Below are 18,445 nucleotides of genomic sequence, written 5' to 3'. Positions count from 1 at the left end.
TGAGGGAATTCCCTATAAACATGAAAATTGCTACTTTTGTTTAGAAACAAATCTGATATATCCTAGCCTCACAAATAACACGTACGTAACAAAGGTGACTCCAAATGAGATGCTTGGTAGTTGAAGACGATAACGAAATTGCAACGATCGTTAAACAAGGGCTAGGGGAACTCGAGGGTGAGGTTGAAGTAGAATCCAATGGTCGTCGTGCCTATGAGAGGGCGTTAGCAAATCATTACGATATTATCGTTCTAGATTTGATGCTCCCAGAGATGGACGGCTATACCTTCGCTAAATCTCTGCGTGAAAAAGAGATCAATACGCCTATCTTAATTTTGAGTGCTCTGCGCGAGCTGGATGACCGTCTAAAAGGTCTTAGCATGGGCGGAGATGACTATTTGACGAAGCCGTTTGCCATGGCAGAGCTGCAGATTCGCGTAAAGAATCTGCTCAAGCGGGCACAAAAGGCCTCCGAAGTGACTCAGTTGGTGTTTCAGGATCTGAAACTCAACCGGTTGAATCGTGATGTGGTTCGGGCGGGTCGCAAGTTGGACCTTCAAGAGCGTGAGTTCGTTCTTTTGGATCTTTTCATGAGCAATCCCAACAAGATCATCGGTAAACAGACCATTCTTAAAGAGGTGTGGAATTATGATTTCGATCCTCAGACGAATGTGGTAGACGTATTAGTATGTCGTTTACGAAACAAGTTAGAAAAAGATTTCCCTACACGCCTCATTTATACGGTTAGAGGTGTAGGATATGTTCTTAAGTCGTCTTAAGCCGACGCTTTTCCGAATCAGCACCAAATTGACCCTCGCGTACTCTTTGGTGCTGATTTTTAGCTCTACGGTCATCTTCAGTTTTCTATATTTCCAAATCAGTCATGCTCTCCAAAGCCAGGAGCGGTTGGTTCTTCAGGCAAAACTGGAGGAGTACCAGAACCGCATTGAGATTCGTGGTCTTAAAGAGTTCCGCGAGTACTTTATGTATGTTCCGAACTATGATCGAGATGCCTCCCTGTTGGTGGGAGTTCTGTCTCCTCGAGGCGATCTTTTATTTCTTCACGAACCGTTTCCGGCGTTTAAGGCTGATTTTGATTCAGTGAAGGCAGAGATTCTTTCCCAACGAGCTCACAGTTTTGATTTTGTTCTTCCAGAGCTGGGCGGAGCTGATTCCGTGGTCTTCTTAGGAAGAACCTTGAAAGATGGAAATCGTCTTGTCGTAGCTAAAAGTACCGAGGGCTTGGGTCTTCAGTTGCGAAATCTGCAAAAGATTTTTTGGTGGCTGCTTTTGCCCGTGGCGCTGATTGGATTTTTAGGAGGTCTTTTTCTTTCGAATAAAACACTCAGTCCAGTTCGGGAATTGATTACTTCGATGAAGAAAATCGAAAGTGGATCTTTGTCGACCCGGGTTCCTGTGGGTAGCAACGACGATGAGTTGGAAGAGCTTAAAGTTCTCTGCAATAAAATGCTCGATAAAATCGAGGGGCTCGTCAGTGGTTTAAAAGAAGCCTTTGACCATCTGGCCCATGATATTAGAACTCCGGTGACGCGTTTGCGGGGAAGAGCAGAGTTGGCCTTGCAGAATGAGGGGGATGTGGAGACCTACCGTGAGGCGCTACAAAGTTGTTATGAAAATTCAGACAAGATTCTTAACTTTTTGCAGCTTTTGACAGACATCACGGAAGCTGAAAACCGCAGTAAAAAGTTAAAGCTTGAAAAGAAATACATCAGTGATCTCGTGCGAGAAATCATGAGCCTTTATGAAATGGCTTTCGAGGAAAAAGACATTCGCGTGATTCAGAAGCTCGACAGTCATGATTGGGCCCTGGTGGATGCGCGATTGATCAGTCGAGTGATTGCGAACCTTTTAGATAATGCTCATAAATACACTCCATCAGGTGGTGAAGTGACTATTGAGACTATCAATCAAACTGAAAATGTGATCCTAAGAGTAACCGACACGGGTCCGGGCATTTCTCCCGACGAGCAGGCGATGATCTGGCAAAAGCTATATCGAAGCGATAAGAGCCGCTCCGAGTATGGTATGGGCTTGGGGTTGACCTTCGTGAAAGCGGTTGTTGAGGCTCACGACGGCAAAGTGTCAGTGCGAAGCCCTATCAAAGAGGGCCACGGAACTGAATTCGAAGTTCTTTTACAAAAGATGTCCTAAAAAGAAAAAAGCTCCCTATCTCGAAAGATAGCGGAGCTCAAAAATTCCAATTCTGGCAGAATACGTCGAGTTTTTATGCCAGTACTGGAGGTTATTTATTATTTCGCTTTTGCTTCTTTAACTTTGTCTTTCACGCACTTTTTAATAAGTGCTTTAGAAGCTCCGGGATTTTCTTCTCGGCACATTTTATGGAATTTTTTCGCCTCTGATTTGCCACCAGCAAATGAAGCCTGTCCTGTAACCATCAATGCCACGAGTAAAACCGCTGAGAAACGCATGTAGTCTCCTTTTTTAGTTCAGTAAATCCAAACTGAGTACCCTCAAGCATACTTTCGTGTCATAAAGCAGCAACTGTCCAAGATAAAAATTCTTTTAACTTGGATTCAATCTAAAATTGAGATTTCTTTTTTGCTGAGGAGATGCCATCTTAAACTGGCATGAAGATTCTCATTGTCGAAGATGAACTAGAAATTCTGAAGAAAATTGAGATCTTGGCAGAGTCCGACGGACATACTGTCAAAACCACGACCTCCGTTGAGGGGTTACGCCAAATTCTGAAGAGCAAAGTGTTTTATCCCCATGTGATCATTTTGGATCGTATTCTTCACGGAGTGGATTCAATTGATCTTATACCGGATCTCAAAAGCACTTTTGCGGATTCACGATTGATGATTGTATCGGCGGTTGATACGGCCTCTGAAAAAGCCCGGGCGTTGGATGCCGGTGCTGACGACTATTTAGCCAAACCATTTTCAGCCGTTGAGCTTATGGCTCGCATTAACGCCTTGGTACGACGCAAGAGTCTTTATGACGAGCGATCTCACCTGCAGATCGGGAATTTGACTCTCAATAGCGAAGATCGTTCCGCCAAGGTTTTCGATGGTGGCTTTTTGCCTTTGTCACAGAAAGAGTTTCAACTTCTTTATATGTTTTGCTCTAATCCAGGGAAGATTTTTCCTAGGGATCTTCTTCTGTTGCAGATCTGGCAGTCTTCAAATGAAATTGAATCGAAGGTGGTCGAGGCGACGATAAATAATTTGCGTCGGAAGTTAGAGTCTCACTCAGCGAATGTGGCTATAAAGAATATGCGCAACGTGGGGTACTGGCTTGAGGCGTAAATTTTTCTTCATTTCTTTGCTGGTTTTGGTGACATCGACGTTGACGGTTGCAGGTATTCTTTTGACGTATTTTAGAACTGAACGTTTGTCTTTTTTAGATGATCAGATTAGGCAAACTGCAACCTCCATCATCGAATCGAAACTTTCCGAACTTAAGACTTATGATGATGAAGAAGCGGATCAAATCATTTCTGAAGAGCTGGGACCGGATCGTTTAGGCAAGTTCTTCGTGGTTCGGAATAAAGAAGGTGATATTCTTTTTGAGACCCAGAATATCTCTTTATTGGAACTGGAAATCCCTCGTGATCCCAAGTGGGTGACTCTGAGTACGGACAAACATTTTATTCGAGTCCTCAATTTGAATCTGCCGCGGTTTCCGACTCGCACTTTGCAAGTGGGTGTCATCGTGGATGCTAGTTTTATTTCCCTGACCTATGTCAATAATCGGACCCTGGCTGCGATCTCGGGAATTCTGAGTGTGATTCTTATTTTGACGTGGTTTTTGTCGGCATATCTCTTTTCTCCAATACGGATGCTGGCCCAATATCTGAACCAAGTGACCAAAGCCCTGGAGTCCAACGCGGAACTTCCGCTTGTGCCAGTGGCGCTTTCTCGGTTTGGAAAAGGAGCTTTGTCTCAACGACAGGACGAGTTCTCTCACTTAATGCGAGTACTTAACGACATGGTGGACAAGATTAATGTCAGTCGAAAATTCATGAAGTCATGGACATTTCAAATGGCACATGAGCTTAAAACGCCACTGACCATCGTCAACAGAGACTTTGAAATTATCTCTGATCATTATAAAGTGGACGAGCATTCAGTCAGAGACGTGCAAGCGAATATTGATAAAATCTCTCAAACGGTTTCTAACTTCTTGGATTGGGCGGAGCTCACTAGCCAAAGAATCCCAGGAAATCTTTACGTCGTTAATATTGAAAGTATTTTGATTCCCGTATTTAACAATCTCAAGAAGATCTATGGAGATCGTATCAAATCAGTGAAAACAAATGACTTCCAAGTTCTTTGTAATCCTCTGCATTTGGAGCAACTTTTAAACAATGTTCTTGGCAATGCCTTGAAGTATTCTCAAGGTGATGTCGAGATCTCTTGCGATAATAATAAAATAGTGATCAGAGATTTTGGAACTGGAATTCCCTCCGAAGTTTTAAATCGAATTGGTTCTCCGTTTAATAGAAGTGCAACAGCTACGTCAGCTCAAAAAGGTATTGGTTTGGGTTTGGCCTGGATCAAAACAATTTGTGATCTGTATCATTGGGACTATGAATTCGCCGTGAATCAGGGAACGACCTTCAAGGTATATTTCCCGCCGGTCGTCTCAGCATCTTAGATTCCAAGATATGACTTACGGACCTCATCATTATTTAAAAGACTTTCGGCGGAATCCTGCATGACAATGCGACCCGTCTCTAAAACATAGGCGCGATGAGAAATCTTAAGAGCCATGCGGGCATTTTGTTCCACCAGAAGAATCGTCATGCCTTCTTTGTTCAGTTTTTTAATGATTTCAAAAATCTGCGCGACGACTAACGGGGCCAAGCCCAGAGAGGGTTCGTCTAATAGTAACATCTTGGGTTTGCACATCAGGGCACGGCTGATCGCCAGCATCTGTTGCTCTCCGCCCGACAAGGTCCCTGCCATCTGAGAAAGGCGCTCTTTAAGACGAGGAAAAAGTTCAAAACACATTTCCATATCGGTTTTGATTTGGGCTTTGTCCGTACGTGAATAAGCACCCATTTCAAGATTTTCGTAAATACTCATTTGCGGAAAAACACCGCGCCCTTCCGGAGACTGGGCCAAACCCAAGCTGACGCGCTTAAATGTGGGAACCGCGTTGAGGTTCTGTCCTGCAAACGAAATCTGTCCTTTGTTGGGAACAAGGCCCGAGATGGCGCGAAGAGTAGTGGTTTTTCCTGCTCCATTGGCGCCGATCAAAGAAACGATTTCCCCTGTATTCACGGAAAAACTAATTCCTTTAAGGGCTTGGATAGAGCCATAACAGACTTCTAGATTTTCGATAGTCAAAAGAGATGAACTCACAAGCCTTCCTCCACGCCAAGATAGGCCTCAATCACCTTCTGAGAACCTTGAACCTTTTGCGGAGTGCCCTCTTCAATCTTGATTCCATGATCCAAGACGATGATGTTTTCGCAAATACCCATGACCAACTTCATGTCATGTTCGATCAGCAAAACAGTCAACTTAAACTGGTCACGAATTTTGGCAATGGTTTCCATGAGGTGATGGGTTTCAGAGTGATTCATTCCCGCGGCGGGCTCATCCAGCAAAATAATTTTTGGATCGGTGGCTAAGGCCCGCACAATCTCTAGCTTTCGTTGTTCGCCATAAGGCAAAGAGCACGAGGGCTCATGAGCTTTTGTATCGAGGTGGAAGATTTTGAGCAGCTCCATCGCCTTATCGTGCAAATCCTTTTCAGATTGAAGGAAGTGCGGAGTCTGCAAAAGTGCAGCAAAAAGTCCATAGCGCATATGTTGATGGCCAGCGATCAACACATTATCTAAAACCGTGAGTCCTTTAAAGAGGCGGATATTTTGAAATGTCCGAGTCACACCCCGATGGGAGATCTCGTAGGGTTTCAGTCCTTGAAGAGATTGGCCTTCAAGAAAAACCGCGCCGGAGGTCGGTTGATACACTCCCGTCAGCATATTAAAGACGGTGGTTTTTCCAGCCCCATTGGGGCCGATCAAACCTGCTAGTTGCCCTTGTTTAACTTGAAACGCCAAAGAGTCGACGGCCTTGAGGCCGCCAAATTGCATTGTGATGTTTTTTGCCTCAAGAAGAACGTCGGACATATTTTCTCCACATATCAGAAAGTTCCAGGTCTCCAAAGAGTCCTTGAGGGCGTAAAATCATCACTAGAATTAATGACAAAGAGTAAATCACCATGCGCAGATCGACGCCGGTGAGGTCTTGCAGGGGACGTAAGGCTTCCGGAAGAACTGTGATGAAAATCGCAGCGACAATAGAACCCGTCATCGACCCCATGCCGCCTAAGACCACCATAATCACCGCGTTCACACTTTGCAGAAACGTGAAGGACGAGGGGTTGATGAAATTTGTAAAGTGAGCAAACAAAGAGCCCGCGACACCCGCGAAGAAGCTGGATAAAACAAAGGCACGAACTTTCATGCTGGTGGTGTTGATTCCCATCGCCTCTGCGGCGATCTCATCTTCGCGCACACTGAGGAAACCACGACCGTAAGTGGAATGCATGATTCGCCAAATGGTAAAGAAGCAAATCACCAACCAAACAGAAGCGAAAATAAAAGAAAAAAGGAAGGACCCAAAACCTGGGATTCCAGAGTAGCCACGAGGCCCGCCAAGGAAATCCATATTTAACAAGGCGACGCGAATAATCTCACCAAATCCCAGCGTCACGATGGCGAGATAGTCTCCTTTAAGTCGTAAAGAGGGAAGACCGACCAACAGTCCTGCAAAAGCTGCTAACAAACCTCCACCCAAAGCATAAATGAAATATTCCACAGCCTGGACGGACTCAGGAAGTAAATCCCAGTGAGTGTTCGCATAAGCGGAAAAGTAAGCCCCCAAAGCCATAAAACCGGCGTGGCCTAGTGAAAACTGTCCAGTATAACCATTGACCAGATTCAAACTCATGGACATCAGGCAGTTGACTGCCGCGAATAAAAGAATGAGTTGGAAGTAGGCGTTCAATCCAAAATTGAAGATCAGGCCCAGTGCTGCGAGTGCAATAATAGCCAGAAGGGGGGCTTTTAAAAACTTCATCAGACCTTCTCCACCGAATATTTACCAAGAAGGCCCGCAGGTCTGAAAATTAAGATAATGATCAGGATGCCGAAGGCAAAAGCGTCACGATAGGTACTCGAAAGATAGGCCACGACCATTTCTTCTGAAAGCCCCATAATCAAGGCTCCCAAAACGGCTCCGCCGACATTGCCAATTCCGCCGAGCACGGCGGCTACGAAAGCTTTAAGTCCAATCATCATTCCCATCAGAGGATCAATCTTTGGATATTTCATTCCGACCAGGACGCTGCCAACCCCAGCTAAAGAGGAGCCGACAATAAAGGTAAAGGCGATAATACGATCAGGATTCACTCCCAAAAGACTGGCTACGGAAGCGTTGCTGCTCACCGCACGCATGGCGCGACCGATTTTTGTTTTAAAAATAAGGAATTCCAATGCGAGCATAGCAATCACGCTCACAAGAAGAACCGTGATATCAAAAGATTTAAGCTCAACATCGCCGATTTTAAAAAGGACGAAATCTTTCATCACTTCCGGGAAGACCTTGGGGTCCGCCCCGAAAACAACTTGCCCGGAATATTCAAGAAAAAGACTGACACCGATGGCGGTGATAAGAATATTCAGCTTTGGAGCTTTGCGAAGGGGGCGATAAGCCAGGCGCTCAATGGCCAGTCCCAAAAGGCTGCAGCAAACCATGGCGACCACAAGAAGAGTGATCAGAGTCGCGATGCCAGGGTTGTTTTCAATTCCTAAGAAGCGAGCGAAATAGTAGGCCGCGAAAGCTCCGACCATGTAGACATCGGAGTGGGCGAAGTTGATCATTTTCAGGATTCCATACACCATGGTGTATCCAAGGGCGATCAGTGCATAGATAGATCCAAGACTGACGCCATTGATAATATGTTGAATGAAATCCTGCATGCACCGTCCTTATGGAGTGATGGTGGAAATGAACTTACGCTTAGTTCCGTCAACTTGAATGATCACCGCACTTTTCACGGCATCACGGTTTTCATTCAAAGTGATTTTCCCAGTCACGCCGGGGAAATCTTTCGTTTTAGCCAGTTCATCACGAATCGCTTTTCCTGACAAGTCAGGAGCGCGCTCCAGAGCTGCCAGCAAGATTTTTGTGGCATCATAACCCAAGGCCGCCATTGAATCGGGAGTTTCATTGTATTTTGCTTTAAACTTCTTGATGAATTCGGTGACAGCCGGATCTGAGGATTCCGTCGTGTAGTGATTCGAGTAGTAATTTCCGTTCACAGCCTCTTTGCCGATTTCAGAAAGTTTATCGCTGTCCCATCCGTCTCCACCCATGAGAGGGACTTTGATTCCAAGTTGACGAGTTTGTTGGGCGATCAACCCAACCTCGGTGTAGTAACCCGGAATATAGATTCCGTCGGGATTTTTAGAACGAATTTGTGTCAGTTGGGCTTTGAAATCAATATCCCCAGCCTGATAGCTGAGGTCGGCAACGATTTCGCCACCACGCTTTTGAAACTCAGCTGCAAACACGTCAGCAAGGCCTACGCTATAATCATTTTTTACGTCACGCAGGATCGCTGCTTTTTTCAACTTTAGATTTTCTGTCGCGAACTTGGCCATCACCAACCCTTGGAACGGATCAATGAAGCAAACGCGGAACACGTAATCGCCAATTTTGGTAACGTCGGGATTTGTTGAAGCCGGAGACACAAAGGGAACTTTGTGAGATTGAGCGATAGGAGCTGCGGCTTTTGAGCGACCACTTGCCACTCCGCCGATGATGGCGACAACTTGGTTTTGTGTGATCAGGCGAGTGGTCGCTGCAGCGGCCTCTTCGTTTTTACCCTGATCGTCCAAAGTGATAATGCTGACCTTTTTTCCCTTGATGCCGCCCGTGGCGTTGATCTCGTCCATGGCCATGCGTACGCCCTTATTTGTACTCAACCCAAAAGTTGCATCACTGCCGGTCAAAGAATCATATTCACCAATGACGATTTCATTTTCTTTTTTGGTGCATCCTGAAAGAAGGGGAAGCACTAAGATCAGTGCCAACAATAGGCGTTTCATGGGGACCTCATTTCTGCTTTTGAACTAGGGATATTCCTTAGAATTCAAGCATACAAATCTGAGGTCAAGATAAAACGACAAAGAGTTTTTTGCGAAGCTCTATGTCGCGAGAATGCTTGCCAGAGAGAGGAGATCCAACTGGGATTTCTTTTCATTCTTCGTCACAAGATCTAGAGGAACTTGGACAAGACGCTCACCTTCAGTGCCAATCATGATATCGCAGTAGCCTTTTAAAAGAGAGTCCACGGCGGCGGCGCCCATGCGGCTGGCAAGAATGCGGTCGGCGGCAGTGGGGGAGCCTCCGCGCTGCTGATGTCCCAGAATGCAGACTTTGGCGTCCATCCCCGATTTTTTACGAATGGCATCGGCTAAGTCATAAGCTCGTCCTGGCTTTTGTCCTTCAGCGGTAACTAAGATACTGCTGGTTTTTCCTCTACCAATGGCTTCTTTGATTCGATCAACGGCTTTTTCCACAGTGGTATTGCCTTCGGGAGTAAATATTTCTTCAGCGCCTCCGGCCAGTCCAACGTGAGAGGCGATGAAACCTGAATTTCGTCCCATCACTTCAACGATAAAAAGACGATCATGCGAAGCAGCCGTATCGCGAATGCGGTCGATAGCTTCAAGAGCCGTATTCACTGCCGTATCAAAGCCAATGGTTTTGTCGCTGCCGAAGATGTCATTGTCGATTGTTCCAGGAACTCCGACGACAGGGATGTGATGTTCTTCCCAAAGAGCATGAGCTCCACGGAAAGACCCGTCTCCGCCGATACACACAAGAGCATCAATCTGAGCTGCTTTGAGATTCTGGGCCGCCTTAACGCGTCCTTCGGCTTTCATAAACTCTGCAGAGCGGCCGGTTTTAAGGATGGTGCCGCCTCGTTGAATGATGTTTGCCATGTCACGCAATTGAAGGGGATAGATCTTATTTTCCATCATGCCGACATATCCGTTTTGAATGCCGTAAACTTCAAGATTTTGCGCGATTCCGACGCGTACTACGGCGCGGATGGCGGCATTCATTCCGGGAGCATCGCCGCCACTTGTAAAAACACCGATTCTTTTAATTTTTTGAGAAAATTGAGCCATACAAAAAGGCTACTACTGGAGAACTAAAAAAGGAAGGCAAGAAGCATTCTAGAAGTAGACAAAATAAAAAAGGCGCCCATGAGGACGCCTTTTAAGGTTTGAATCGTTAAAAACGATTACTTAACCATTGATTTGAATTCTGCGCCAGCGCGGAATTTTGGAGCCCAAGCAGCTGGGATCTTGATCGCTTTACCAGTTTGTGGATTGCGACCAGTGCGAGCTTTACGCTTTGCTTTTGTGAAAGTACCGAAACCAACAAGCTTAACATCGTCACCTTTTTTAACAGCTTTTTTGATGTTTTCTACTGCGCAATCAAGGATTGCTTCAGCTTGAGCTTTAGAAACTTTTGTTTCAGTAGCGATTTTTTCGATGAGTTGTGCTTTGTTCATGTTAACTCCTCTTGTAGACACCTTTGTGTGTCCGTCGTTGTGAATAAAAATCTTGATGATAACTCTTCGTCATCCAATGACAGCCACATAAAAATGCAAAATCAGATATTCGTCAATAGCAAAATGTGAAAAGGACTCTGGGTGTGCCTTTGAAGACGACGCACTAGTGTTTGTCTTCTTGAGGATCCTCGTAGTCATCGTCTTCAGAAGTTAAAGGATCACTTGAAGAGTCACGCACGGGAATTCGATATCCTTCACTGGCCCATTCGCCAAGATCAATGAGGCGACAGCGTTCAGAGCAGAAAGGTCGAAAGGGATTTTCGGTTGAGTACAATGTCAAACGCCCGCATTGCGGGCATTTGACTTGTCGAGATTTTTCTTGAGGTTCTGTCATGCTTTTAAGTTTTGCTGAGTCTTGCCTTCAGTGCAAGACGCAGAGCTTAGTAGCGTTTAAATTTACCAGTAGCGAACTTAGTTGCTACGTTATTGTGCGGATAGTAAAGATCGTAAGTGAAGTATCCGTCATTCAAAGTTCCTTGAAGAACTTGGATTTGGATCAATCTCAAGCCACCGCCATTCCAGTAAGAACCTTGAGCGCGGATTTCGAATCCTTTGCTGTTATTGATCAAACTGAAAGTGTTGTTAGAGCTCAAAACCAGAGGATTGAAGGCCACACCGCCAGCATCAATACCGAAATTCACAAACCAGTTAAAGTAGCTGGGAGCTGGGTATGCTTCAAAACGCACGGAAGGTTTAAGGCTTGAGTTGGTACTAAAGGATACCATGAAAGAGCCTGCGGCCCACTCATCACAGCTTGCCAATCCGGCTTGAACTCCCCAGATATTTCTGTCACAGACGGCCATCGCTTCTTTAAGGAATGTCTTAAATGCGGCGGGATCGACAATTCTCATGTCGCCGTTTGCAGTCGATACGCCCCAACCATTGGATTGGAAGTAACGATTGTAGTCATAATACTGAACGTTGCCGTTCGGCACGGTGACACCAGAGCCATTTACGCAAACACTGCCGTTCCAGGCGGTGCCAGTAGGGCAAACAACGTTGGTATTGGTTGTATTGCCACCATCATTGTTCTTTCCACAACCTGTCATCAACAAGGCGGAATAAATCGCCAAAATAGATGCAATGAGCTTTTTCATAATAAACCTCTCTCTCGATAAATTTCTTCACTTCCTATGCAATTCAGGAGTCATGCCACATAAACACATTCGTGGAAGAATGATTAAACGAAACTGAGCACGGCAAAGCTGTCTAAAAAATACAAAGCGCAGCCATTTTGTGTCACCTCGGGCTGTTTCAGAGGGGAGTCTCAAAATGAGACAATTTGTGACAATGGCGTTAGAATCATTACAGTGGGTAAGCGCTCGTCGATATGGTATGTTCCCTGGCCATGGCACTGAGAAAACTTCTCCCCTTCATTATCGCAAGTCTCCTTTTAAGTCTTTTAGTTGTGATGTTTCAGTCGCCAAAGACCTTGATTCAGCGACCCGTTAATGCACAAGAGTCAGATCGGCCGGGTTACTTCTATCTTCCCGTGGGTTCCACCAATGTTTCGGCGCTGACTCGCGCGGATTACGAGCAGCTTATTGGGAAGTTTGTGTCTTTTAGTTTCAACCAAGTTTATCAAAAAGCCGAAATGCCATTGATAATTCCCCAGGAATGGGAAAGTCCCTACTTTGCAGCCTTCGCACAAAAGAAAGATCACTTTATGCAGATTTCTTTGTGGGGTGGTATGGCCCGCGCACCGGGAGTCACTAAGGCGGCCTTGGCCGCGATCCTTTGTCATGAGCTGGGACATATTTTGGGTGGAGAACCTCGCCAAACAATTCCTGGTTCTGATTGGGCTTCCATCGAAGGACAGTCCGATTTTTATTCGGCGTCGGAATGTTTGCCACGTTTTCTCAAAAAGAATCCTGAGATCGTGACAGCAGTGGATCCTCAAGTTGAAAAGTTGTGCAGGGGAAATAGTGACTGCGCAAGGACTCTGCAGGCTGGAGTCGAGATGATTCAGGTTTTGCAGAAATACTCTTACAAAGAAAATACCCCCGTGAATATCTTTACTCCCGAGCAGGCCACTTCCACTCTGGTTCGCAATACCTATCCTTCGGATCAATGCCGCATGGACAGCTACGTGCAGGGGGCTCTTTGTCAATTAGGAGAGAGTTGTCGGGCGCCGGTGTGTTGGCTTCCCGAATAGAAGATAGATCCCCAAGCCGACCAGGGCCAAGCTGATCCAGCTTGAAATGGAAAGGCCCAACGAAGGTCCTCGAAAATCATCGCGAAAAGATTCCATCAAAAATCTTCCGATGCCATGAAGAACCATCCATAGATAGAACAGACTTCCAGGACTTTGCAGGCGACGGGGCCTGCGTTCAGAGGGGGACATTTTATCGACGCCCAGAAGAATCATCAGAACTCCGAGCTCCCACAGCGAAGCGTAGATTTGAGTGGGGTGGCGTCCTTCCAAGGCCCAAGGCAACTCACAGAAGCGGCCATAACAACATCCCGCTAAAAGACAAGCAAGGCGTCCAACCGCATAAGTAAATGAGATGATCGGCGCAAACAAATCGAGATATTTTTCTAGGTCCTCGTGGTGTTTGAAATACAAAAAAGAAATGCCGAAGAGGGCTGCTAAAAGGGCTCCCCCGTAAAAGACAAACCCCCCATTCCAAAACTCGAGAATATGCCAGGGCTCCTTTTGGTAATAGTCGAAGTCTTCATAGAAAACATGGAAGAGGCGTCCTCCGATAAAACCAGTCACCATGATAATAAGACTTAAGTCGAGCGCTCGAGTGCGCGAAAGACCCATTCTCTCGGTACGACGGGTGAGCCACAACAGGGCGATACAAATTGTTACGCTTAAAACAACATAATAGGTCGGAATTCCAAAAGCTGGGGAGATTGGGATAACGGGATACAAAGCGCCTCCATAAACACCGACGATAGACTTAATTTTCTTTTATTCCCTTAAATATTCAAGACGATTCTAGTCAAGGAGTCCCAAGTGATTACATAATTAATGTCATATGAAATTGCATCCGGCTGAGATTGCTAAGGAAATTAAGTCTTTTTCGTTTTTCAGGTCCTTTAGTGAGGACTTGCTTTTGCAGGCGTCGACCATGATTCATGCGGAACCGTTCCCGTCTGGCAGTCTCATTCTTCAAGAAGGCAAAAAGAACAGCTCCTTATTTTTTCTCCGATCCGGGAAGGTGGAAGTGTCGTTGGCGGGCGAAGTCATTGCGACTTTGGAAACGGCCGGCGAAGTTTTTGGCGAGATGAGTGTCATCACATCGAACCTCACCTCAACAACCATCAAAGCCTTGAGCCCGGTAGAGTGTTTCGTTCTTCGTTCTGAAGATTTCGCGCATGTTCATCCAAAAGACAAAGATCGTTTTCAGGCGCTTCTCTTTCAAATCTACTGTTTTATTTTGACCGAACGTCTTATGAGAACGAACGAAAAGGCGCGCCTCTTTGAAATTCTCAATCGCGAGTTGCATGAGGCGCAAAGTGCCATTGAAAAAAGTGGCGGCGGAAAAGTTCTTCTGGTCGAACCCGATAAAAAGCAACAACTTCCCATCCGTATGGCTCTGGGGGGCACGGGAGTGCAGCTAGATATCGCCAATGATTCTGAAATGGGTCGCGCCTTTCTCGCGGACAATAAATATGACATTGTTCTTTGTGAAGAAGCTTGCGTTGATGTTCTTAAGGAAGTTCAGGATAAGAAGTCATCCCCCTATGCAGTTTTGCTGACCAGCCATGATGTGCAAGGGAACTTGAAGATTTTAGAAACGAATCGTTTCGTGGAGCATATTATTTCGCGAGATGCTGAAGATCGTAATGCCACGATTCGATATGTCCTGACGGCTCTTAGCAAGCTTTTGAATAATGATCTTTTTGGAATTGAAAAGTATCTGACGTGGGGAGTGGAAGTGCAAACCCGCGTGGTGACTCGCTCCAGTCAGCGTGAGGGGCTTCGTGAGGAACTTTTTAGCTACTTTAAGAAGATGGGAATTCGCAGCACTGTTTTAGATCGAGTGAACACCGTGGCCGAAGAAATGCTGATGAACGCCATTTACGACGCCCCCGTCGACTCTCAAGGGAAATCCATCTTTAATCATATCTCCCGGAAAGAAGAGATTCAGTTGGACACCCATCAGCAGTCACAGTTCCAGTATGCCAGCGACGGCGTGTTGTTGGCGGTTTCGGTGAAAGATCCATTTGGGTCTCTGACCAAAGAGATCATTGTTGATTATCTTTTAAGTTGTTATAACGGCCTAGCTGGCAGCATGAATGCCAACAAAGGTGGTGCGGGCCGAGGTCTGCATCAGATTATTGAAAATGCCGACCTGACCGTCTTCAACGTGAAAAAAGGTGTGCGCACGGAAGTGATTTGTCTGTTCAACGTGGACGGCCAAAAACGGGAAGCGCAGCCCTCGTTCCACTATTTCTTCGTGTAAGAAAGTCCACCCACGAACATTTGCCCCAAAAGAATGCAGGGAACTGTGGGTAATGTCGTGGAAATCAAAGACACTGTAAATCCCAAGAGGCTGCCCAGTAAGGCGATGGCCAACAGACGTTGGGTGTAGTTCTTTAAGTTGGCACTTCGATGTGCGGCGAAGCTTGTTCCAACAAAAAGAGAACCTATCGTGTACAGGTATCCCATATTTTGGATAGCCATCGTCGTGAGGAGTAAGGTGGCAATATCAAAGATTCGGTTTTCGATCTGTTTATGAATCCCACTGCGATTGACCAACTGAAAAGAAATCATGGAAAGGGATCGCCAGTGGAACAGAATAAATCCTCCGAAAAGAAGGCCGAGGCCCAAGCAAGCTTGGGCACCTAAGTCGCTCATGACCGCAACATCGCCAAAATAAGAAGAGGCCATGTGGGACTCCAAAGAGGGAATCAAAGAAGTCAGCAGATAGGTTAAAGAAAGAAAAAAGACGAACAGGGTCAGGTAAATGTGATTACGATCTTCGCGAATCTCAATCAAAGAATCCGAGATCAAAAGAGTCAACCATCCCAGAGACAACCCCAAAAACAAACTCAATCCATGAAGATCGCTGCCCCAAAGAATGTTCAGCGCAAGACCTAAAATAATTCCCAGTGAAGACCCTTGGCCCAGTACAAAAATCTGCGCACTTTTTTCTCGCGCGGTCCATTGCCCGCCGATCAAAGCTAACACGGCCGCCATCACAACACTGGCAGGAAGAGACCAACGATATATTTGCAATAGCTCAAAGAAAGAACTCATCGAATCTCCAAGAAGCGAACTTTGGGCCATGATTGAATATGAGCACGATGAGACACAAGCATCAAAGAACTCTGCGGGTGGTCTTTCAAAAACCGTCCCAGCGCATTCTCCAGAATCTGACCAGATTCTTTGTCCACATGATTGAAGGGTTCATCGAGAACCAGAAGGCGGGGTGCTTTGGTGAGAACAGAGGCCAAAAGAATTTTCTGCCTTTCACCGCCGCTAGCGGTGTTCCATTTTTTGTTAAGATCAAGATCCTTCAAAAGGGGGGAATCACTTTGCGTAGTCGGGAGCATGTCCTTGAGGGTTAACGGCAAATGAAAATGCAAATTACCCAATTGCGGAAGGTATTCAATCTGAGAAGAGGGAATGGAAAAGTGAAATTGGCCTTCATAGTGCTTGTGAAGACCTAATATAGTCTTCAGTAAAGTGCTTTTTCCAGCCCCATTTTCTCCGCGTAAAAAAAGGACTTCGCCCTCCTGAAGTTCAAAATTGATAACGGGCGAAAGACGATGTCCTTCGCTACTGAGAGCTTGCAGGTTTTGAACTTCAAGTAGGGTGGTCATGGAAGGGATGTTACCAAAAGACGTTGCAGTTCTTCAATCGACTTTGCTTTTGTTTCGCCGCCGCTTTGAACATAAGAGGGTGCGACGATCACGGGAACGCCCGACAGTTCTCGAAATCTTTCTAGCGTTTTATGGGGAGCAGAAGGAGTCGCAAAAAGAACCGCGACTTTATTATCCTTGGCCATTTTAGCCACTTGAGCAATTCGAGCCGCAGAAGGGGGCATTCCAGGCTTTTCTTCGAGAGACCCCAGGGACTCAAGACCATAGGCTGCGAAAAAGTAGGTAAACTCTTTGTGGTACTCCATGACTTTTGTTTTCTTCACGGATTTTGCCAGAGTGGTATGAAGCTCCGCCATCTTCTTTTTGAATGAATCATAATTTTTCTCAAACTCAGATTTGTTGTCAGGCAATGCGACAGTGAGCACGCGCACCACTTCCGCACCAGCTTCCATAAGCTTAAGAGGTGAAAGATTGAAGTGAGGATTTCCGTGCGCATGAACATCCCCAAGGGAGCGATTGATGATTCCCGCGGGAATATCCAGCGTTTGAACACTGTTTCCTAAGATGCACAGGCCAGGGCCTCCCTCTTGAACTTTGGCGTTGCCTGATTTGTTTAAAATTTTGGGAAGCCAGCCGATTTCCAAATCCAACCCCACGGAGCAGACAATGTCTGCGCGATTGACCTTCAGGATGTAATCCGGGCGAGCCTCCGCGTAATGAGGATCTTCGGAGCCTCGCAAAAGACTTTGCACTTCAACGTTGTCTGCTCCAATGAAGCTGACGATCTCGGCAATTTCAGGAAGAGTGGTGACAACCTTGATCTTGGCTTGGGCTGTGACCGCAAGTGAAAATATAAGAACAATAATAATTACTTTGTTCATAGGTCACCTCTAAAACGCATGAGCGGGATGAGCTCCCAAAAGGGAGACAATCTGGAGTTCGATGATTTGATTAAGACTGTCAGCCTCGCCTTGGTACTTTTGAATATCGTAAGTGTAGGCGACGCGGAACAAAGTGAATTCGCTGTGTTTATAGGTCAACGTCGGCACGAGGGCATAATTTAAGTTGTCTTGTCGTGAGTCATCACTTGCAAAGGTTCGAGAAAGTTCTGAAAAGAGATCCACGCGAAGACCTGCAAAAAGCTGTTCATTTAACGATATTTGAGGATAGAAATACGCGCCTATATCTTCATTGGCGCTGGCCCCTGGGACGCTCAGGTTGCGGTACCAGATTTCAGACTGCAAAAGAAAGGTCAGTGTTTTGCCTTCCATTTTCTTAAAGACAAAATCAAGACCGTAGAGTTGCGTTTGCACGCCATGAGCATCGGTTCTTCCCAGATAATTTACGCCCCATTGCAAAGCGCCAGCGTCTCCGAAGTCGACGAAGTTCACAGGATGAATATAGTGGGTAGGAACACGAGGCTTTTCTCCGGCATCATGGGAGTGCCCATAGGTGTATCCGTTGGTGACACCGACGGTGATGTCCCAATAGGAATCCAAAGGAAGAAGTGTCGAAAGCTCTCCACCAGAGTCGGCGACAGCCTCATCATCGAAAAACTCAGTTTGCATTCGAGGGCCCGAAATAAAAGCCCAGTCGTGTTGATGGAATTGATTTAATCGACCCACGCCTAAGAAAAACTTTCCGATTTTAAAGCGTGAGGAGGGAATGACTTTGCTAGAGCTGATATAGGCCTCATGAATCTCAAGTGCAAATTCACCCTCTTCATTGTGGGCTGCAACATTCAGAGTCCCATCAAAGGTGGGATCTAAAGGGCCAAAGAAAAGCAGTTCTGCCGCACGAATATCCAGCTTATTTTCCTCTGATTTTTTGAAATGGAGGGGCGCGGTGATGTCGATGGCGGCGGAGGTCTGGATATTTTGCAGAATATTTTGGGCCCATGCGGGGGAGCCCGCCAGCAATAGGGCCAGAGTGGTGAGGCGGATTTGATTTTTCATGGTGCTCTCCTTGGTGATTGAGGGGTTTTAACACTGTCATTTTTTAAACGCAAGTAATTTGCATT

21 protein-coding genes are annotated in these 18,445 nt (G+C 46.0%); 6 read left to right on the top strand and 15 right to left on the bottom strand.

Features of this window, described 5'->3' with window-relative positions; genetic code table 11:
* The first annotated feature begins 104 nt into the window (after positions 1-104).
* Positions 105-779, top strand: a complete 675-nt coding sequence (locus ACM64D_RS15355; protein ID WP_415064112.1) for a response regulator — start codon at positions 105-107, stop codon at positions 777-779.
* Positions 760-2,172 carry an ATP-binding protein gene (locus ACM64D_RS15350; RefSeq protein WP_415064111.1) on the top strand — a complete coding sequence of 471 codons (1,413 nt, stop codon included), beginning with the start codon at positions 760-762 and terminating at the stop codon, positions 2,170-2,172. Before ACM64D_RS15355 ends, ACM64D_RS15350 begins: the two co-directional genes overlap by 20 nt.
* A 98-nt stretch (positions 2,173-2,270) precedes the next feature.
* Here the strand turns inward: ACM64D_RS15350 and ACM64D_RS15345 are convergent, their stop codons facing one another.
* Positions 2,271-2,450 (bottom strand): hypothetical protein, encoded by a 180-nt coding sequence (locus ACM64D_RS15345; RefSeq protein ID WP_415064110.1) that lies wholly within the window; start codon positions 2,448-2,450, stop codon positions 2,271-2,273.
* A 159-nt stretch (positions 2,451-2,609) separates the two neighbouring features.
* On the opposite strand from ACM64D_RS15345, the gene ACM64D_RS15340 reads away from it, so the two are divergent.
* Together ACM64D_RS15340 and ACM64D_RS15335 are read left to right on the top strand one after the other, a co-directional pair.
* Entirely contained in the window at positions 2,610-3,290 is a 681-nt protein-coding gene (locus ACM64D_RS15340; protein WP_415064109.1) for a response regulator transcription factor, read from the top strand.
* Positions 3,280-4,641, top strand: a complete 1,362-nt coding sequence (locus ACM64D_RS15335) for an ATP-binding protein (protein ID WP_415064108.1) — start codon at positions 3,280-3,282, stop codon at positions 4,639-4,641. Before ACM64D_RS15340 ends, ACM64D_RS15335 begins: the two co-directional genes overlap by 11 nt.
* Here ACM64D_RS15335 and ACM64D_RS15330 read toward each other — a convergent pair.
* From ACM64D_RS15330 to ACM64D_RS15290, 9 genes are all read right to left on the bottom strand, one after another.
* The gene (locus ACM64D_RS15330) at positions 4,638-5,351 is read right to left on the bottom strand and encodes an ABC transporter ATP-binding protein (protein ID WP_415064107.1); all 714 of its coding nucleotides are present in this window, start codon (positions 5,349-5,351) and stop codon (positions 4,638-4,640) included. The two genes, ACM64D_RS15335 and ACM64D_RS15330, sit on opposite strands and share 4 nt — an antisense overlap.
* Positions 5,348-6,124: an ABC transporter ATP-binding protein gene (locus tag ACM64D_RS15325; RefSeq protein ID WP_415064106.1), complete on the bottom strand. Its 777-nt coding sequence runs from the start codon at positions 6,122-6,124 to the stop codon at positions 5,348-5,350. Before ACM64D_RS15325 ends, ACM64D_RS15330 begins: the two co-directional genes overlap by 4 nt.
* Entirely contained in the window at positions 6,105-7,076 is a 972-nt protein-coding gene (locus tag ACM64D_RS15320; RefSeq protein WP_415064105.1) for a branched-chain amino acid ABC transporter permease, read from the bottom strand. Before ACM64D_RS15320 ends, ACM64D_RS15325 begins: the two co-directional genes overlap by 20 nt.
* Complete coding sequence (locus tag ACM64D_RS15315) at positions 7,076-7,978, bottom strand: branched-chain amino acid ABC transporter permease (RefSeq protein WP_415064104.1); 903 nt, start codon at positions 7,976-7,978, stop codon at positions 7,076-7,078. Before ACM64D_RS15315 ends, ACM64D_RS15320 begins: the two co-directional genes overlap by 1 nt.
* 9 nt (positions 7,979-7,987) lie before the next feature.
* Positions 7,988-9,109: an ABC transporter substrate-binding protein gene (locus ACM64D_RS15310; protein WP_415064103.1), complete on the bottom strand. Its 1,122-nt coding sequence runs from the start codon at positions 9,107-9,109 to the stop codon at positions 7,988-7,990.
* Between the two features lie 99 nt (positions 9,110-9,208).
* Positions 9,209-10,198, bottom strand: a complete 990-nt coding sequence (pfkA, locus tag ACM64D_RS15305; RefSeq protein WP_415064102.1) for a 6-phosphofructokinase — start codon at positions 10,196-10,198, stop codon at positions 9,209-9,211.
* 116 nt (positions 10,199-10,314) lie between these two features.
* Positions 10,315-10,587 carry an HU family DNA-binding protein gene (locus ACM64D_RS15300; RefSeq protein WP_415064101.1) on the bottom strand — a complete coding sequence of 91 codons (273 nt, stop codon included), beginning with the start codon at positions 10,585-10,587 and terminating at the stop codon, positions 10,315-10,317.
* A gap of 163 nt (positions 10,588-10,750) precedes the next feature.
* Positions 10,751-10,981, bottom strand: a complete 231-nt coding sequence (locus ACM64D_RS15295) for a DNA gyrase inhibitor YacG (protein ID WP_415064100.1) — start codon at positions 10,979-10,981, stop codon at positions 10,751-10,753.
* A 46-nt stretch (positions 10,982-11,027) separates the two neighbouring features.
* The gene (locus ACM64D_RS15290; RefSeq protein ID WP_415064099.1) at positions 11,028-11,744 is read right to left on the bottom strand and encodes a hypothetical protein; all 717 of its coding nucleotides are present in this window, start codon (positions 11,742-11,744) and stop codon (positions 11,028-11,030) included.
* 251 nt (positions 11,745-11,995) lie between these two features.
* Here ACM64D_RS15290 and ACM64D_RS15285 point away from each other — a divergent pair, with 251 nt between their 5' ends.
* Complete coding sequence (locus ACM64D_RS15285) at positions 11,996-12,802, top strand: hypothetical protein (RefSeq protein ID WP_415064098.1); 807 nt, start codon at positions 11,996-11,998, stop codon at positions 12,800-12,802.
* On the opposite strand, the gene ACM64D_RS15280 is transcribed toward ACM64D_RS15285, so the two are convergent.
* The gene (locus ACM64D_RS15280) at positions 12,758-13,525 is read right to left on the bottom strand and encodes a prolipoprotein diacylglyceryl transferase (protein WP_415064097.1); all 768 of its coding nucleotides are present in this window, start codon (positions 13,523-13,525) and stop codon (positions 12,758-12,760) included. The genes ACM64D_RS15285 and ACM64D_RS15280 overlap by 45 nt on opposite strands.
* A gap of 106 nt (positions 13,526-13,631) precedes the next feature.
* On the opposite strand from ACM64D_RS15280, the gene ACM64D_RS15275 reads away from it, so the two are divergent.
* Positions 13,632-15,062, top strand: coding sequence for a cyclic nucleotide-binding domain-containing protein (locus ACM64D_RS15275; protein WP_415064096.1), 1,431 nt, complete (start codon positions 13,632-13,634; stop codon positions 15,060-15,062).
* Here ACM64D_RS15275 and ACM64D_RS15270 read toward each other — a convergent pair.
* The 4 genes from ACM64D_RS15270 to ACM64D_RS15255 are packed head-to-tail and all read right to left on the bottom strand — an operon-like array spanning position 15,047 to position 18,380.
* On the bottom strand, positions 15,047-15,859 hold the full coding sequence (locus ACM64D_RS15270; RefSeq protein ID WP_415064095.1) for a metal ABC transporter permease: 813 nt from the start codon (positions 15,857-15,859) through the stop codon (positions 15,047-15,049). The two genes, ACM64D_RS15275 and ACM64D_RS15270, sit on opposite strands and share 16 nt — an antisense overlap.
* Positions 15,856-16,425 (bottom strand): ATP-binding cassette domain-containing protein, encoded by a 570-nt coding sequence (locus tag ACM64D_RS15265; protein WP_415064094.1) that lies wholly within the window; start codon positions 16,423-16,425, stop codon positions 15,856-15,858. Before ACM64D_RS15265 ends, ACM64D_RS15270 begins: the two co-directional genes overlap by 4 nt.
* The gene (locus tag ACM64D_RS15260; protein WP_415064093.1) at positions 16,422-17,306 is read right to left on the bottom strand and encodes a metal ABC transporter substrate-binding protein; all 885 of its coding nucleotides are present in this window, start codon (positions 17,304-17,306) and stop codon (positions 16,422-16,424) included. The genes ACM64D_RS15265 and ACM64D_RS15260 overlap by 4 nt, the downstream gene beginning before the upstream one ends.
* Positions 17,307-17,315: 9 nt before the next feature.
* Positions 17,316-18,380 carry a hypothetical protein gene (locus tag ACM64D_RS15255; protein ID WP_415064092.1) on the bottom strand — a complete coding sequence of 355 codons (1,065 nt, stop codon included), beginning with the start codon at positions 18,378-18,380 and terminating at the stop codon, positions 17,316-17,318.
* Positions 18,381-18,445 lie beyond the last annotated feature (65 nt).

It is taken from the genome of Bdellovibrio sp., from assembly GCF_047637665.1.
Taxonomy (GTDB): domain Bacteria; phylum Bdellovibrionota; class Bdellovibrionia; order Bdellovibrionales; family Bdellovibrionaceae; genus Bdellovibrio.
The sequence above is the reverse complement of the archived record's forward strand: the minus strand, read 5'-3'. Positions and strand labels throughout refer to the sequence as shown.

What these genes read in the sequence shown, in the direction of transcription:
- ACM64D_RS15265 (WP_415064094.1), bottom strand. Translation starts at nt 16,425, where the DNA reads ATGACCACCCTACTTGAAGTTCAAAACCTGCAAGCTCTCAGTAGCGAA.
- ACM64D_RS15295 (WP_415064100.1), bottom strand. Translation starts at nt 10,981, where the DNA reads ATGACAGAACCTCAAGAAAAATCTCGACAAGTCAAATGCCCGCAATGC.
- ACM64D_RS15355 (WP_415064112.1), top strand. Translation starts at nt 105, where the DNA reads ATGAGATGCTTGGTAGTTGAAGACGATAACGAAATTGCAACGATCGTT.
- pfkA (WP_415064102.1), bottom strand. Translation starts at nt 10,198, where the DNA reads ATGGCTCAATTTTCTCAAAAAATTAAAAGAATCGGTGTTTTTACAAGT.
- ACM64D_RS15290 (WP_415064099.1), bottom strand. Translation starts at nt 11,744, where the DNA reads ATGAAAAAGCTCATTGCATCTATTTTGGCGATTTATTCCGCCTTGTTG.
- ACM64D_RS15320 (WP_415064105.1), bottom strand. Translation starts at nt 7,076, where the DNA reads ATGAAGTTTTTAAAAGCCCCCCTTCTGGCTATTATTGCACTCGCAGCA.
- ACM64D_RS15325 (WP_415064106.1), bottom strand. Translation starts at nt 6,124, where the DNA reads ATGTCCGACGTTCTTCTTGAGGCAAAAAACATCACAATGCAATTTGGC.
- ACM64D_RS15310 (WP_415064103.1), bottom strand. Translation starts at nt 9,109, where the DNA reads ATGAAACGCCTATTGTTGGCACTGATCTTAGTGCTTCCCCTTCTTTCA.
- ACM64D_RS15340 (WP_415064109.1), top strand. Translation starts at nt 2,610, where the DNA reads ATGAAGATTCTCATTGTCGAAGATGAACTAGAAATTCTGAAGAAAATT.
- ACM64D_RS15270 (WP_415064095.1), bottom strand. Translation starts at nt 15,859, where the DNA reads ATGAGTTCTTTCTTTGAGCTATTGCAAATATATCGTTGGTCTCTTCCT.
- ACM64D_RS15255 (WP_415064092.1), bottom strand. Translation starts at nt 18,380, where the DNA reads ATGAAAAATCAAATCCGCCTCACCACTCTGGCCCTATTGCTGGCGGGC.
- ACM64D_RS15285 (WP_415064098.1), top strand. Translation starts at nt 11,996, where the DNA reads ATGGCACTGAGAAAACTTCTCCCCTTCATTATCGCAAGTCTCCTTTTA.
- ACM64D_RS15300 (WP_415064101.1), bottom strand. Translation starts at nt 10,587, where the DNA reads ATGAACAAAGCACAACTCATCGAAAAAATCGCTACTGAAACAAAAGTT.
- ACM64D_RS15350 (WP_415064111.1), top strand. Translation starts at nt 760, where the DNA reads ATGTTCTTAAGTCGTCTTAAGCCGACGCTTTTCCGAATCAGCACCAAA.
- ACM64D_RS15345 (WP_415064110.1), bottom strand. Translation starts at nt 2,450, where the DNA reads ATGCGTTTCTCAGCGGTTTTACTCGTGGCATTGATGGTTACAGGACAG.
- ACM64D_RS15260 (WP_415064093.1), bottom strand. Translation starts at nt 17,306, where the DNA reads ATGAACAAAGTAATTATTATTGTTCTTATATTTTCACTTGCGGTCACA.
- ACM64D_RS15275 (WP_415064096.1), top strand. Translation starts at nt 13,632, where the DNA reads ATGAAATTGCATCCGGCTGAGATTGCTAAGGAAATTAAGTCTTTTTCG.
- ACM64D_RS15315 (WP_415064104.1), bottom strand. Translation starts at nt 7,978, where the DNA reads ATGCAGGATTTCATTCAACATATTATCAATGGCGTCAGTCTTGGATCT.